Raw genomic sequence first — 13,413 nt, forward strand, 5'->3', positions numbered from 1 at the left:
AATTGTCATTCCGAGCATAGCGAGGAATCTCTCAATCACTGACGCTGCTGGGATAGATGCCTCGACAGGCTCGGCATGACATCAGGCTCTCCTTTGCAAAAAATGTGTAATTAACTTTGTTCGACTACTTATATGCTGGCAGCGAATAATCGGCAGGCTTCACGCCATGGGTAACTTGGTGAATCATCCAAAAGTCTTCGGTTCGCACCGACTCGAAACCGGCGGCGCCCATCCAGGCGTCTAAGCTGCCGCTGGCATATTCTCGGATGTAGGGTTCTTCAAAGATATCGTTTAGCCAGCCGGCCCAGCGTAGGGTGCGCTGATTGCCGTCGAGGATGGCGATTTCTCCCGCTGGCTTGAGCAGTCGATGGCTCTCCGCTAGCACCGCCCGGGCGACGGATGGCGGCGTTTCGTGAAACAAAAGAGAGGCTGACACCAGGTCAAAGGAAGCATCTGCAAAGGGAACCTGGGCCGCATCTCCCTGTATCCATGTCACCGATAGTCCTTCAGCGGTAGCCTTTTGCTCGGCGACAGCCAGCATATAAGGCGACAGATCCAGCCCGATCACCTCAGCTTTTGGAAACGCCTGCTTGAGTAACAGCGTCGTGGAACCGGTGCCGCAGCCCAGGTCTAGAATTCGTCGGGGCTGGCCTTGAATAGTATCAACTAGGTTCTGACGCACCCAGGTTTCATTCGGCGGCAGCACATATTGGGTAATGGGGTCGTAGGTGACGGCTGCGTCCGGTGACAGATAGCCGCCCTCGATGCCGTGAAAGTTGCCGGTCTGATAGTAGTCTGGATAGCCCACCGCGCCAAACTGGTCAGCTGCGGCTGCCCAATCGACGCTGCGCCGCAGCTGAAGCATGGCCTCACGATCTAAGAGCTGCCCCAATACGGGTGCTAAAAACCGTTCAAAAAGCGTATCTTGACCCGTTGCCATAGCTGTTTCGAGATTGCCTGCCGTCATCAATCTAGCGCATCCCTTCTAAACTATGAACAGGAGGGCTAGGCTGCAACTAGGATCATCGCGATCGCGGCCAGCCCGACCCCAAGCCCCTGGCGCAGCGTCAGCGTTTCATGCAGAAACGCGATCGCCAGCAGCACCGTCAGCACCGGATAGAGCGCCGATAGGCAAGAAACCAGCGTCACCGGCCCTTTGGTCACCGCCGTTAGAAAGAAAAACGCGCCGAGAAATCCCAGCACGCCGGTACTCAGCGCCAGAGCTGAACCGATGGGGTGAAAATCGAGTTGAAAGCGAACTCGGGTCAGCGCTAGGACCGCGACTAGCAAACCGCCCGCAACCTCATAGACAATCGCATCCTGCGGCAGCAGATAGCGGGTGGTGATTTTCGGAATAAAGCCCCAAAGCCCCCAAAAGACAAAGGTGCACAGCGTGGGTAAAATCCAATCTCTCATTGTTACAGCTGTGCTCCGGCACTTAAGCTTACGGCTATCAGCATAAATCCTATCGCTAGCTGACATCCTGCGGACAGCGGTATGAAAATCGCGATCGCGACCGCTATGATAGGGTCACTGCCTCTCAACATCTATCGCCCTAGGGGTTTAGCCAGCACAATCGCTATGAATGAGCCAAAAAGAAAGGTTGTTGAGGTCGATGCCGCCACGCTGATGCTGGTGATTGTGGCCGCGCTGCTGATTCCGCTGCTGCTGACCGGATTTTGGTTTCAATAGCCGCAGCTACGAACTTGACCCGGCTTGGCTCAAATCAGATATACTCAGCTATTCTTGTGCAAAGGTATTGACCGAGGTTGGAACGCTTGCCTCAAGTGAGTACCTTCCAGAACAGCGTGAGGCATGATGTATGTGTGGCATTGTTGGATACATTGGGACCCAGCCTGCAAGCGGCATTCTGATCGAGGGGCTGCGGAAGCTAGAGTATCGCGGCTATGACTCGGCGGGTGTTGCTACTATCTCTGAAGGGCAGCTGCAGCGGACCCGAGCCAAGGGTAAGCTACAAAACCTCCAGGTCAAGCTAGAAGGGCTAGAAGACCCGGCGCGGGTAGGGATCGGCCATACCCGCTGGGCTACCCATGGCAAGCCTGAAGAGCACAATGCCCACCCCCACACCGACAGCAAAGAGCGGATTGCCGTCGTCCAAAACGGCATTATCGAAAACTATCGCGAGCTGCGCGCAGAGCTGAAAGCGAAAGGCCACCAGTTTCGCTCTGACACCGATACTGAGGTTATCCCCCATCTGGTCGCGGAATATCTGGCCCATCCGCCCGCCGACAATCAGCTGGGCCGCCAGTCGCCGCTGCTAGAAGCCATGCGCCAGGCCGTCAACCGCCTCCAAGGAGCCTTTGCTCTGGCCATGGTGTCGGCCGATTTCCCCGATGAGCTAATCGTAGTGCGGCAGCAGGCTCCCCTGGCGATTGGCTTTGGCCAGGGCGAATTTTTCTGCGCGTCGGATACGCCTGCGATCGTGCCCTATACCCGGGCCGTACTGCCGATGGACAATGGCGAAATTGCTCGGCTGACGCCCCTGGGCGCTGAGGTCTACGCCTTTACCGGCCACCGCCTCAAGAAGCATCCCCTGACGCTGAACTGGAACCCGATCATGGTGGAGAAGCAGGGGTTCAAGCATTTCATGCTGAAGGAGATCTACGAGCAGCCCGGCGTCGTACGCGCCTGCCTGGAAGCTTACCTAGATGAAGGCTGGAGCGCCGATCAGCAAAAATCGCCGGTGACGATGGCGATCGCGCCTGCCCTCCTAGCCGACCTCCAGCACATCCAAATCGTTGCCTGTGGCACCAGCTGGCACGCCAGCCTGGTGGGCAAACATCTGCTGGAGCAGCTAGCGGGCATTCCTACTTCGGTGCACTACGCCTCAGAATTTCGCTATGCGCCCCCGCCGCTGATGCCGAATACGCTGACCATTGGCGTCACCCAGTCCGGCGAAACGGCCGATACCTTGGCAGCATTGGAAATGGAGCAAAAGCGCCGATCCGAAAGTCCCGAAGCGGCCGATCAGCCTCGCCTGTTGGGGATTACCAACCGTCCAGAAAGCTCCCTAGGCCGACTCTTGCCCCACATCATTGATACCCACGCCGGAATTGAGATTGGTGTCGCAGCGACGAAGACCTTTTCGGCCCAGCTGATGGCCTTTTACGTTCTGGCTCTAGAGCTTGCCTATCAGCGTCAGACGCTCACCCCCGCTCGGCTGGAGGAGATTGTCACAGCGATGCGTCAGCTTCCGGCCCAGATGGAGCTGGTGCTGGAAAGCCAAGAACGCTATATCGAAGAGCTGGCCCACGAGTTTTCGGAAACTCAGGACTTCATCTTTATTGGTCGCGGCATCAACTATCCGATTGCCCTAGAGGGCGCCCTGAAGCTGAAGGAGATCAGCTACATTCACGCCGAGGGCTACCCAGCAGGCGAGATGAAGCACGGGCCGATTGCGCTGCTGGATGAGAAGGTGCCGGTGGTCGCGATCGCGGCCCCCGGCAGCGTCTACGAGAAGGTCCTCTCTAACGCCCAGGAAGCCAAAGCCCGCGATGCTCAGCTGATTGGCGTTGCCCCGATGAACGATGCCGATGCCGAAGAGACCTTCGATTCGCTGCTGCCGGTGCCGGTGGTAGACGAGCTGCTGTCGCCGGTGCTGACGGTGATTCCGCTCCAGCTTTTGGCCTATCATATTGCCGCCCGGCGCGGCCTGGATGTGGATCAGCCTCGAAATCTCGCTAAGTCGGTCACGGTGGAGTAGCGGTCGTGATTTGGTAGCTTATTCCGTAGCGATAGAGTGGCTCGCAGTAACAGCAGCCGTTGCTGTGAGCGCTCGATTAGCGATGCTCTAGGCCATCCAGGTATTTCATCACCATTTCGTAGTTGGCGGTCAGGCCCTGGTCTAAAAAGAGGGTAGCGGCCCGGCGCAGATCCGCGATCGCGCCCTGACGATCGCCCATATTGGCTTTGACCAAGCCGCGATCGCCGTAGGCCCGAGCGTGATCTGGCACCTGCTCTAGCACCAGGCTATACTTTTCAACTGCCGTAATATAGTCCGTATTCTCGGCTGCAACTGCCGCTGTGCGAATTAAGGCATCGACTGTTAAGACAGATGTGTTGTGCTGCATAGCTAGCTCTACATACCGTGGGGCAATCCAACAGTACAAGCTTTCTAGAGCTCAAATTGAGTAGTAGGTTACAAAATTCGCCGAATGTGACAACAATACGACCCACTTCTCAGCTACAGCTACAGCTTAATCCCGCTCAGCTGCTGCCGAGGGTCTTTTGTCCGGCTGTCGCGAATTTTTTCGTAAAGCTCACGCTCGGTATCACTTAATGACTTAGACGGGGTAATCATTACCCTCACCAGCTGGTCAGTGCGTTCCCCTTTAGGCTTAGGCCAGCCTTTCCCTTTCAGCCGCAGGGACTGCCCGGAGCGAATTCCAGCGGGCACATTCATGGTAACGCTGCCATCGGGCGTCGGTACCTCAATTTTGGCCCCTAGAACGGCTTCGTCAGGTGTAATCGGGACTTCGCAGACCAGGTTATCGCCTTCAAACTGGAAAAAATTGTGGGGAATCAGTTCCACGATTAAATAAATATCGCCCCGCTGCTGATTATAAGGATTGAGCGTTCCTTTACCCCGCAGGCGAATCTTGGTTCCGGGCTTAGCCCCGGGTGGAATCCGCACATTCACCACCTCGCTGCCAATTTGCAAGCGCTTCTCAGAGCCGTTAAAGGCTTCGCTAAGGCTGAGCCGAATGCTGGCTTCCTGGTCAAAGTTGGCCTGGCTAGCGGTGCGGGGGTCAAAGCCAAAGCCGCTGTTACCAAAGCCGCTTGGACCCGTCCGAGTGCGATAGCCATAGGTCGAGCCACCGCCTGGCGTCGCACCGCCGAAGCCAGTCCCAAAGCGACCCAGCAGCTCGTTGATAAATTCGTCAAAGCTGCCATAGGCACTGAAGTCAAAGCCGCCATAGTCGGCCCCACCTGGAGCCGGGCCACCCCGGGCCGCCTGTTTCCAATATTGACCGAACTGGTCGTATTTCTTACGGTTCTCTGGATCTGACAGCACTTCATAGGCTTCGCTGACTTCTTTAAAGCGAGCTTCGGCCGACTTGTCGCCAGGGTTTACGTCAGGATGGTATTTGCGCGCTAGCTTGCGGAAAGCCTTTTTGATGTCGTCTGCGCTCGCCGTTTTACTGACCCCGAGAATGGCGTAATAATCTTTGAAGTCAGTTGCAGCCATCAATCATGCCCTCCTAGTTCGGCTTTACAAATACCAATTGCCACCAGTTGCCCCAGTTGCCCCAGTTGCCCCAGTTGCCCCAGTTGCCGTAGAGTAAACCAAAATTCCCTAAACATAGGGTAGCAAAGCCCCCTGTGCTTCGAGGTTCGGTTTTGAGGTTCGGTTACGGTTTAGCTCTGGGTTTAATCCTGGGGCTCGTCCCACTGGCCGGGGGCACGCCCGTAGAGGTCGGTGAGATAGCTGAGCTGCTCGCGAATTTTGTGGGTCAGCACCGATTCTTCAAACCGCCATTCCCAGTTACCTTCGGCTTTTCCTGGCGTATTCATGCGAGACTCGCTGTCGCGGCCTAAGAGATCCTGGAGCGGTATTACGGCTTGTTTGGCAACGGAACCCAGGGCTAGGCGGATCATCGACCAGTGGACGGTCTCCGGGTTGAAGGCACCGATGTAGGAGGAAAGACGCTCTTTTTCATAGTCTGTCCCATTTTGAAACCAGCCCACGGTCGTGTCGTTGTCGTGGGTGCCGGTGTAAATGAGGAAATTTTCACCGACGTTGTAGGGCAGGTAGGGATTGCGGTGGTCCGAACCAAAGGCAAACTGGAGGATTTTCATGCCGGGAAATTCAAACCGGTCCCGCAGCGCCCCAACTTCGGGCGTAATCGTTCCCAAGTCCTCAGCCAGAAAGGGTAGCTTTCCCAGCTTCGCCTCGACGGTTTCAAAAAAGGCGTAGCCTGGCGCTTCCACCCATTCGCCGTGGATGGCTGTATCCTGGTCGCCGGGAACCGCCCAGTAGGACTCAAAGCCGCGAAAGTGGTCAATCCGGATCAGGTCGTTGTAGTCTAGCTGCGCCTGAATGCGCTGGAGCCACCAGCTGAATTCGGTTTTTTGGAGTTCTTCCCAGTTATAGGTGGGGTTGCCCCAGAGCTGCCCGGTTTCGCTGAAGTAGTCCGGCGGCACCCCGGCCATCGTAGACGGTTTCAAGGTGTCCAGATCGAGCATGAAATTTTCTGGGAAGGCCCACACGTCTACGCTGTCGTGCGCTACGTAGATCGGCATGTCGCCCACAATCTTAATGCCGTTTTGGTTGGCATAGCGCTTCAGGTCAAACCACTGGCGGCAGAACTCAAACTGCATGTACTTGTGATAGAAAATCTCGGGGGCGAGCTCTACCCGCTTGCGGTCTAGGGCGTCTGGTTCACGCCGCGCGATCGCGCTTTCCCACTGGCTCCAGCTAGCACCGTTCTGCTCGCCCTTGATCGCCATAAACAGGGCATAGTCCTCCAGCCAGACGCTCCGCGCTTCGCAAAATTGGCTAAACGCGGTCTGGGTTTCGCTGTCGGCCCGATCCTTAACCCGCTCTGCGGCCTTCCGCAATCGGCCCAGCTTAAACGGGATCACCCGGTCAAAGTCTACGCGCTCGTTGGGGAAGGGCGACTCGATCAGCAAGTCTTCCGGATCTAGCAGCCCATGGGCCTGAATCGTCTCCAGGCTAATCAGCAGCGGGTTGCCCGCCATCGAAGAGTAGGACATGTAGGGCGAATTGCCATGGCCGGTCGGCCCCAGGGGCAAAATCTGCCACAGCTGCTGCTTCGCCTCAGCTAAAAAGTCAATGAATCGATAGGACTGTAGGCCAATATCGCCAATTCCAAAGCGCCCAGGGAGAGAGGTCGGATGCAAAAGAACGCCGCTGGTCCTGGCTTGAGTTGAAGACATAAATTAAGAAGGGTTTGCCGCCGAATCCTATCGACTTTAACACGGTTGTTTGGAGGGATAATCTGCTTTTGGAAAGAATGCGTCATGAATTACCGTAATCCTGCCCCGACGGTGGACCTGATTATTGAAATGCGCGATCGCCCCCACCGACCCATCGTGCTGATCGAGCGGCACAACCAGCCCTACGGCTGGGCCTTACCGGGTGGCTTTGTGGACTATGGCGAAGCGGTCGAAACGGCAGCAGTCCGAGAGGCTGAGGAAGAAACGGGCCTGACCGTCACCCTGATCGAACAGTTCCAGGTCTATTCAGACCCGGCCCGGGATCCGCGCAAGCATACCCTCAGCATTGTCTTTATCGCAACTGCGGTGGGAACACCTGCAGCTGGAGACGACGCTAAAGCCCTCAGCCTGTTCAACCCTTGGGAAATTCCGACGAAACTTTGCTTTGACCACGATCAGATTCTTCAGGACTACTGGCGCTATCGTCATTATGGCATCCGTCCCCAGTTGAGCATGAATTGAGCAGTTGACCGCTGAGGCAGCTGAAGGGCGATAATGTGGCTGACCTTCTTGATACCCCACTATGACCCGTCACATTATCCAAACTGACCAGGCTCCCGCCCCTGTCGGCCCTTACAATCAGGCCATCGTCGCCTCGGGTGAAATGATCTTTGTTGCCGGGCAAATTCCACTGGATGTGGCAACCGGCCAGATCGAAGGCAGCGACGCCGCCGCCCAAACGGAAAAAGCAATCCAGAACCTGGAAGCGATCCTGGCCGCCGCTGGCGTTAGCCTGGCTAGCGTGGTCAAGACCTCCGTTTTCCTCAGCAATATGGACGATTTTGGCGCGATGAACGGCGTCTATGCCAAGTATTTTGGCGATCTAGATGCCCCGGCTAGAGCCTGCGTGGAGGTGTCACGGTTGCCCAAAGATGTGCTGGTCGAAATTGAGTGCATTGCGGTGAAGTAGTTGACGTTTTTGGTGGCCCCTGTTACATTGCTGAAAGCAAAGCATTTTTCGGGCATTTTTGGGTCATGCAGAAATCAACCCGCCGATTTTACTTTTGGTTTAGCCCGGTTCACTGGAGGTGAGCCCCATTTTGCATGGGCTTCCAGTGAACCGCAGAGATAGCCCTCTGCGGTTTTTGCTTTTTTAGCCCGCTTTTCCCCTTTACGCTTTACTGAATTCAAGCCGACGGCAAATGACGACTCTAAACTGGCAATTTGGATTTTTTTACGCCCCGCCAAGCTCTGGGTAAACGGTCGCTATGCCAAAACGACTTGCCCGGAGCCCCAAGCTTCGGGCTTTTTCATGAGCTTTCAATTATTCCAATTCTTCTCAAATACCCTAAAACACCCCTCCGGAGACTCCCATGCAAGACGCCCAGCTCGCAGCCAAATCCCATCCCCAGCACCGTACCGAGATTGCCCTGACCGACAGCATCAGCGTCGGTGGCGAAGCCCTGTTCATCATTGGTGGTCCCTGCACAGTCGAAGACATGGCCCAGATGGAAACGGTCGCCACACACCTGCTGAATGCGCCGGTGCAGGGCCTACGCGGCGGCGCATTCAAGCCGCGCACCTCGCCCTACAAATTCCAGGGGCTGGGTGAAGCTGGGTTAGAAATTCTGGCAACGGTGCGCCAGCGCTATGAGCTGCCGGTGGTGACTGAGGTGATGGCCATTGACCAGATTGACGCCGTTGCGGCCCATGCCGACCTGCTCCAGGTAGGCAGTCGCAATATGCAGAACTATGACCTGTTGAAAGCGCTCGGCCAGGCAGGCAAACCCATCCTACTCAAGCGCGGCCTCGCGGCAACCCTAGAAGAATTCATCATGGCGGCTGAATATATCCTCAGCCACGGCAATCCCAACGTGGTTCTCTGCGAGCGCGGCATTCGCAGCTTCGACACCTATACCCGCAACGTGCTCGACCTGGGGGCCGTTGTCGCCCTAAAGCAGATTACGCATCTGCCGGTGATTGTTGACCCCAGCCATGCTGCCGGCAAGCGCGAACTGGTGCCCGCCCTGGCCCGCGCCGCCGTTGCCGCCGGGGCCGACGGCCTGATTGTGGAATGCCATCCCGAGCCCGAAGCCTCAGTTTCTGACGCCCGTCAGGCGCTGTCGCTGCCGGCGATGGTTGAGCTAGTCAACAGCCTGCGACCGATTGCGGCGGCGGTGGGACGCCGCGTTCCTGAGGCGACTCGACTGCCTGAGCGCCAGTTGATTACGGTTTAGACAATCCGATCATTGTGAAATCTGCACAGGTTATGGAGCGAAAGACTGGAGCGCCTTACCTTGAATTTTCCCACCGGGATTCTTAGGATGCGGTCAGGCTAATCGTTCTCTTCAGCCTAGGGATTCTATGCAGACGCACTATAAGTACATCGTTCTGGGCTGTGGCGGCATTGGTAGCGCGGCCCTCTACTGGCTTTCGCGGCGGGCCGGCGCAGAGGTGCTGGGAATTGAGCAGTTCCCCCTGTTCCATTTTAACGGCGGCTCTCAGGACTATTCTCGGATTATTCGCCTAGCCTACCATCAGGAAAAATACGCCCGGCTCACGCCCTATACCTACAAGGCGTGGGAGACTATCGCTGAAGAGTCCGGCATTTCCCCGGTCATTCGTACCGGCGGCGTGCAGATTGCCTTTAAGGACAGCCCCCACCGGCAAATTGTCGAAGACTATGCTGAAGCGATGGATCGGGCCGATATTCCCTACGAGCGGCTGGATGGAGATGGATTGCGCGATCGCTTCCCCCAATTCCAACCGCAAGCAGACGTCGTTGCGCTATACCAGGCCCAGACTGGCATCGCCGATCCCTCCCGGGGCAACGCGATTCACGTTTCCCTGGCTCGGGGCTACGGTGCTAATATTCTGGACCATTGCCCGGTGATTAGCATTCAGCCTGACCCCAGCGGTGGCGCTCTGGTCAAAACCGAACAGGGCGCGTTCACTGCCGAAAAGCTGGTGGTCACGGCGGGAGCCTGGACGAACGAGCTGCTGGCCTCCGTCGGTATGAGCCTGCCTCTCACAATTACTCAGGAGCAGGTAAAATACTACGCTACGCCCCACCTCAAGGAATTTACCATAGGCCAGTTTCCCATCTTTCAGTGGAAGGACGAGGCCAGCTACTACGGCTTCCCGATCTATGGCGAAGTCGCCACTAAAGCCGCCATTGACGCTTCAGGTGACGTGGTGACGGCTCGCACCCGCAGCTTTGAGGCCAACTCCATCCGCGAAAGCCAGCTGGATGATTTCCTGGCGGCCAACATTCCCAACTTCGTCGGGCCGAAGCGCTATACCAAAACCTGCCTCTACACGATGCCCCCGGATCGCGATTTTGTCATAGACCAGCTGCCGCAGCATCCCCAGATTTGGCTCTGCGTTGGCGCGGGTCATGCCTATAAGTTCGCCAGCCTGCTGGGTCAGATTCTCAGCGACCTGGCGATTGAGGGCGCCACGCCCCACGACATCTCACCCTTCCGGATCACCCGCCCGGCTCTGACGGAGCCCGATTTTGTCCCGGCCCTGAGAATCTAGCCCAGAATTTCGTTCAGAACGGCAGCAGAACAGAAATAGCTGCTGACGGCATAATAATCAGTAATCTCAAGCCGTTTGCCAGCCGCTCTGCCCATGCTGACCGTTCGTGAAGCCCTAGAATTCCCGGTATTCGCCGAGGCTCGGCTAGTGGCGGGGGCGGCGGGGTTAGACCGAGAAATTCAGTGGGTGCATGTGGTAGACCTGGTTCATGCCCACTATCAGTGGCAGCGCCAGGGGGTTCTGCTGCTGACGACCGGTCTGGGCCTGCACCAGCAGCCCGAACTTCAAGAAACCTTCATTCCAAAGCTCAATCAGCTGGGATTTTGCGGCCTGGTGCTGAGCGTCAGTCACTATTTCGACCAGGTGCCCGAGCTGATGCGGCAGCAGGCGGATGCGCTGGGTCTGCCGATTATTGAAACCTCGCCCGAGCTGCTCTTTATTCAGGTTACCGAGGTCATCCTCAATCGCCTGGTCAATCAGCAGCACGACCTGCTCCAGCAGTCGGCCCAGCTGAGCCAGCGGCTTACTCAGCTAGTCTTGCAGGGGGCTGGCCTGAGCGAGCTGACCCAAACCTTGGCCGCTTTGCTGCACCGATCCATCACAATCGAATCGTCGCGGTTTCAGGTACTGGCGGCAGCTCAACAGGGTGAGGTCGATCCGGCCCGCAGCCGCAGCGTCGAACAGGGCCAGACGACCCGCCAGCTAGTAGAGCAGCTCACCCAGGCCGGAATTTATACCCAGCTGCTAAAAACGATGAAGCCGGTACAGGTGCCGCCGATGCCCGAGCTGGGAATGACGATGGCCCGGATCGTTGCGCCGATTATCGTGAAGCGGGAAATCCATGGCTATATCTGGATGATTGCCGGTCATGCCCCGCTGACGCCGCTGGATGAGCTGGCCCTGAGCCACGGGGCGACGGTAGCCGCGCTGATTTTATTTAAAGAGCAGTCGGTGCGGCAGGCCGCGATCGCGCTTCAGGGCGACTTCTTTACAAGATTACTCAATGAAGAGGCCGGTTCGGTCGCGCTGCAAGAGCAGGCCCAGCAGCTTCACTATCGGCTCGACCGTCCCCATCAGGTTTGGATCATTCACAGCACCCAGGCCCAGGTTGCCGACTCCTTAGAGAAGCCGATCCGTCACTGGCTAGAGCAGCAGCGGCAGCCGTTTTTGCTTTTTCCCCGCGATCGCGGCTGGGTCGCTGTCGTGGAATGCGAAACCTCCCAGCAGGGACTAGCACAGGCGACTGCAATGGCAGAGTCCCTGGCCAGGGCAACGCCGCTCTTAGTCGGCATCGGCGACGTCAGCCCGCCCGCTGCGGTTGGAAATATCACCCTCCAGTCCAGCTATGAGCAGGCCCAGGAAGCGCTGCATATCGCGATCGCCACCGGGCAGCAGCAGGGCGCGATCGCCTTTCACAACCTCGGCATTCTCCATTGGCTCTACCGCCTTTCGCCCCAGGAGCGGGCCGTTAATTCCTACCTAGCCCAGCTCGAAACCATTTTGGCCTACGACCGCAAACGTAACGGCAATCTGCGAGAAACCCTGGAAAGCTATCTCGACCACGGTGGCTCGCTAGCGGAAACGGCGGCGGCTCTGCATATTCATCGCAATACTCTGCTGCACCGCCTGGAGCGGATTGAGTCGCTCTGTCAGGTCAGTTTGAAAGAGCCCATGCAGCGGCTGAATTTCTACGCTGCGATCAAGTGCGATCGCCTCCACCGGCCCTGACAAGCGGAGGGATTTGTTTAGCAGGCAGATGAAACTGATACAAATCGTCTATCAAGTTTATTTTGATCTGTGATTTTCCTCAGGAGATTCCTGCTAAGCCATGCCAGGATAGAAAAAGAGACTTTAGGAATCTATCGCATATGGCCTCGTCAGCGTCGGATACGGCTCGGTTTCGTTCGGCAACTGAGTTTCCCAAAAGTATTCAGGGGTTAGGGCATGAGCAGGCGAATACACTTTACGCGGAAATGCGGGACTGCCTGGTCTTTACCAATCGCAGTCGCGCCCAGCTGATTCGCAGAAATACAGAGCATAAGGACACAACCCTCCAGCTGCGAGAGCGGATCCGGCATTTTCAGGGCCTGATCGACCAGCTGCAAAATCAGAAGCTGGCTCAGCTTCAGGAAAAAGAATTGCTGATTGCCCAGCTGGCCTCTGAGATGGCGGAGATGGGTGCCCAGCTAGATGTCCTGTCCGATGCTTTTGATGCCGTCGGTGACCCAGAGGCAATGGTTCAGACTCACTGGGGCTATGTCGCCTTTCCGGGCCGCTTCCTCCAGCTTGTGAAGGCGGTTAAAGCCGTTATTCTATGGTGGAAGCGTAAAGATGAAGACGGCGAGCTTTTGAGGGGTGACCCCCAGCCTGCTTTACCCAGCGACAATGAAGAGGACAGGCGCGATCGCCCCCAGCTCTATACGGATCAGGCTTCGATCAATCGGTCGCTGTTAGATCCCTAGGGGTCAAACGAGATAACCATCATGGGTAAGCAAAAAATAGAACGATTGCTGGCACAGCTGCAAGGTAACCACAGCCAGGATATTCAGAATGCAGCGGCCATTTTCACCGTGGCTCAGGGTGCTGTCAAGCAGCTAGATCAGATAGACAGGGCAGCTCCAGCGCAAACTGTTCTTCCAGCCGCGCCAATATCACTGACGAAGGCAGACCTGGAAAGCCGCTATGGCAAATTTAACGCCTGCCGAAAAGCTGCGAAGCAAGCAGGAATCACCTTCAGTAAAACCCCCAGCTGGTCACAGCTAGTCGCTGCCTTTAGCTACCTGGAGGCTTGTCAGTCCTGCGTAGATGCCTATCTACAAGACCATCCTTGCCCAGATCTTAAGGGTGTCAGGCTTAGCCTTAGGTTAGGGAATTAGCCGGAGCAGCCGCTGTCGGGCCAGTCGCTTTATCTGCTTAAGACCATAAAGAAGCAGCCTTCAATCATCGAAGGCT

The 13,413-nt window shown here is 56.8% G+C and carries 13 protein-coding genes; 8 read left to right on the forward strand and 5 right to left on the reverse strand.

The features are described 5' to 3' along the window. Positions 1–124: 124 nt before the first annotated feature. On the reverse strand, positions 125–940 hold the full coding sequence (locus IQ241_RS07975) for a class I SAM-dependent methyltransferase (protein WP_193905893.1): 816 nt from the start codon (positions 938–940) through the stop codon (positions 125–127). A 65-nt stretch (positions 941–1,005) separates the two neighbouring features. Next, positions 1,006–1,416, reverse strand: a complete 411-nt coding sequence (locus tag IQ241_RS07980; protein WP_193905894.1) for an EamA family transporter — start codon at positions 1,414–1,416, stop codon at positions 1,006–1,008. A gap of 406 nt (positions 1,417–1,822) precedes the next feature. Between IQ241_RS07980 and glmS the strand changes: the two genes are divergently transcribed. Next, on the forward strand, positions 1,823–3,724 hold the full coding sequence (gene glmS / locus IQ241_RS07985) for a glutamine--fructose-6-phosphate transaminase (isomerizing) (RefSeq protein ID WP_193905895.1): 1,902 nt from the start codon (positions 1,823–1,825) through the stop codon (positions 3,722–3,724). A gap of 76 nt (positions 3,725–3,800) precedes the next feature. On the opposite strand, the gene IQ241_RS07990 is transcribed toward glmS, so the two are convergent. From IQ241_RS07990 to malQ, 3 genes are all read right to left on the reverse strand, one after another. Then, a complete protein-coding gene (locus IQ241_RS07990; RefSeq protein WP_193905896.1) occupies positions 3,801–4,091 on the reverse strand; it encodes a tetratricopeptide repeat protein in 291 nt (96 codons plus the stop codon). A gap of 119 nt (positions 4,092–4,210) precedes the next feature. Next, positions 4,211–5,209, reverse strand: a complete 999-nt coding sequence (locus IQ241_RS07995) for a DnaJ C-terminal domain-containing protein (RefSeq protein ID WP_193905897.1) — start codon at positions 5,207–5,209, stop codon at positions 4,211–4,213. A 182-nt stretch (positions 5,210–5,391) separates the two neighbouring features. Beyond that, positions 5,392–6,921, reverse strand: coding sequence for a 4-alpha-glucanotransferase (gene malQ, locus IQ241_RS08000; RefSeq protein ID WP_193905898.1), 1,530 nt, complete (start codon positions 6,919–6,921; stop codon positions 5,392–5,394). An 84-nt stretch (positions 6,922–7,005) separates the two neighbouring features. Between malQ and IQ241_RS08005 the strand changes: the two genes are divergently transcribed. The 7 genes from IQ241_RS08005 (at position 7,006) to IQ241_RS08035 (ending at position 13,337) form a co-directional block, all read left to right on the forward strand. Then, positions 7,006–7,443 carry an NUDIX domain-containing protein gene (locus IQ241_RS08005; protein WP_193905899.1) on the forward strand — a complete coding sequence of 146 codons (438 nt, stop codon included), beginning with the start codon at positions 7,006–7,008 and terminating at the stop codon, positions 7,441–7,443. 61 nt (positions 7,444–7,504) lie between these two features. Beyond that, positions 7,505–7,891 carry a RidA family protein gene (locus tag IQ241_RS08010; protein WP_193905900.1) on the forward strand — a complete coding sequence of 129 codons (387 nt, stop codon included), beginning with the start codon at positions 7,505–7,507 and terminating at the stop codon, positions 7,889–7,891. A gap of 403 nt (positions 7,892–8,294) precedes the next feature. Further along, the gene (aroF, locus tag IQ241_RS08015) at positions 8,295–9,158 is read left to right on the forward strand and encodes a 3-deoxy-7-phosphoheptulonate synthase (protein WP_193905901.1); all 864 of its coding nucleotides are present in this window, start codon (positions 8,295–8,297) and stop codon (positions 9,156–9,158) included. A gap of 127 nt (positions 9,159–9,285) precedes the next feature. Next, entirely contained in the window at positions 9,286–10,461 is a 1,176-nt protein-coding gene (gene solA / locus IQ241_RS08020; RefSeq protein WP_193905902.1) for an N-methyl-L-tryptophan oxidase, read from the forward strand. 93 nt (positions 10,462–10,554) lie between these two features. Beyond that, positions 10,555–12,189 carry a PucR family transcriptional regulator gene (locus IQ241_RS08025; protein ID WP_193905903.1) on the forward strand — a complete coding sequence of 545 codons (1,635 nt, stop codon included), beginning with the start codon at positions 10,555–10,557 and terminating at the stop codon, positions 12,187–12,189. A 140-nt stretch (positions 12,190–12,329) separates the two neighbouring features. Further along, complete coding sequence (locus IQ241_RS08030) at positions 12,330–12,923, forward strand: hypothetical protein (RefSeq protein ID WP_193905904.1); 594 nt, start codon at positions 12,330–12,332, stop codon at positions 12,921–12,923. Between the two features lie 21 nt (positions 12,924–12,944). Beyond that, positions 12,945–13,337: a hypothetical protein gene (locus IQ241_RS08035; RefSeq protein ID WP_193905905.1), complete on the forward strand. Its 393-nt coding sequence runs from the start codon at positions 12,945–12,947 to the stop codon at positions 13,335–13,337. The last annotated feature ends 76 nt before the right edge of the window (positions 13,338–13,413 follow it).

This window comes from Vasconcelosia minhoensis LEGE 07310 (genome assembly GCF_015207255.1).
In the GTDB taxonomy this organism is placed as follows: domain Bacteria; phylum Cyanobacteriota; class Cyanobacteriia; order Phormidesmidales; family Phormidesmidaceae; genus Vasconcelosia; species Vasconcelosia minhoensis.

Coding starts and splice junctions, on each gene's coding strand:
- IQ241_RS08025 (WP_193905903.1), top strand. CDS start 10,555: ATGCTGACCGTTCGTGAAGCCCTAGAATTCCCGGTATTCGCCGAGGCT.
- solA (WP_193905902.1), top strand. CDS start 9,286: ATGCAGACGCACTATAAGTACATCGTTCTGGGCTGTGGCGGCATTGGT.
- IQ241_RS07980 (WP_193905894.1), bottom strand. CDS start 1,416: ATGAGAGATTGGATTTTACCCACGCTGTGCACCTTTGTCTTTTGGGGG.
- IQ241_RS07990 (WP_193905896.1), bottom strand. CDS start 4,091: ATGCAGCACAACACATCTGTCTTAACAGTCGATGCCTTAATTCGCACA.
- IQ241_RS08035 (WP_193905905.1), top strand. CDS start 12,945: ATGGGTAAGCAAAAAATAGAACGATTGCTGGCACAGCTGCAAGGTAAC.
- IQ241_RS08030 (WP_193905904.1), top strand. CDS start 12,330: ATGGCCTCGTCAGCGTCGGATACGGCTCGGTTTCGTTCGGCAACTGAG.
- IQ241_RS07995 (WP_193905897.1), bottom strand. CDS start 5,209: ATGGCTGCAACTGACTTCAAAGATTATTACGCCATTCTCGGGGTCAGT.
- glmS (WP_193905895.1), top strand. CDS start 1,823: ATGTGTGGCATTGTTGGATACATTGGGACCCAGCCTGCAAGCGGCATT.
- aroF (WP_193905901.1), top strand. CDS start 8,295: ATGCAAGACGCCCAGCTCGCAGCCAAATCCCATCCCCAGCACCGTACC.
- IQ241_RS08010 (WP_193905900.1), top strand. CDS start 7,505: ATGACCCGTCACATTATCCAAACTGACCAGGCTCCCGCCCCTGTCGGC.
- IQ241_RS07975 (WP_193905893.1), bottom strand. CDS start 940: ATGGCAACGGGTCAAGATACGCTTTTTGAACGGTTTTTAGCACCCGTA.
- IQ241_RS08005 (WP_193905899.1), top strand. CDS start 7,006: ATGAATTACCGTAATCCTGCCCCGACGGTGGACCTGATTATTGAAATG.
- malQ (WP_193905898.1), bottom strand. CDS start 6,921: ATGTCTTCAACTCAAGCCAGGACCAGCGGCGTTCTTTTGCATCCGACC.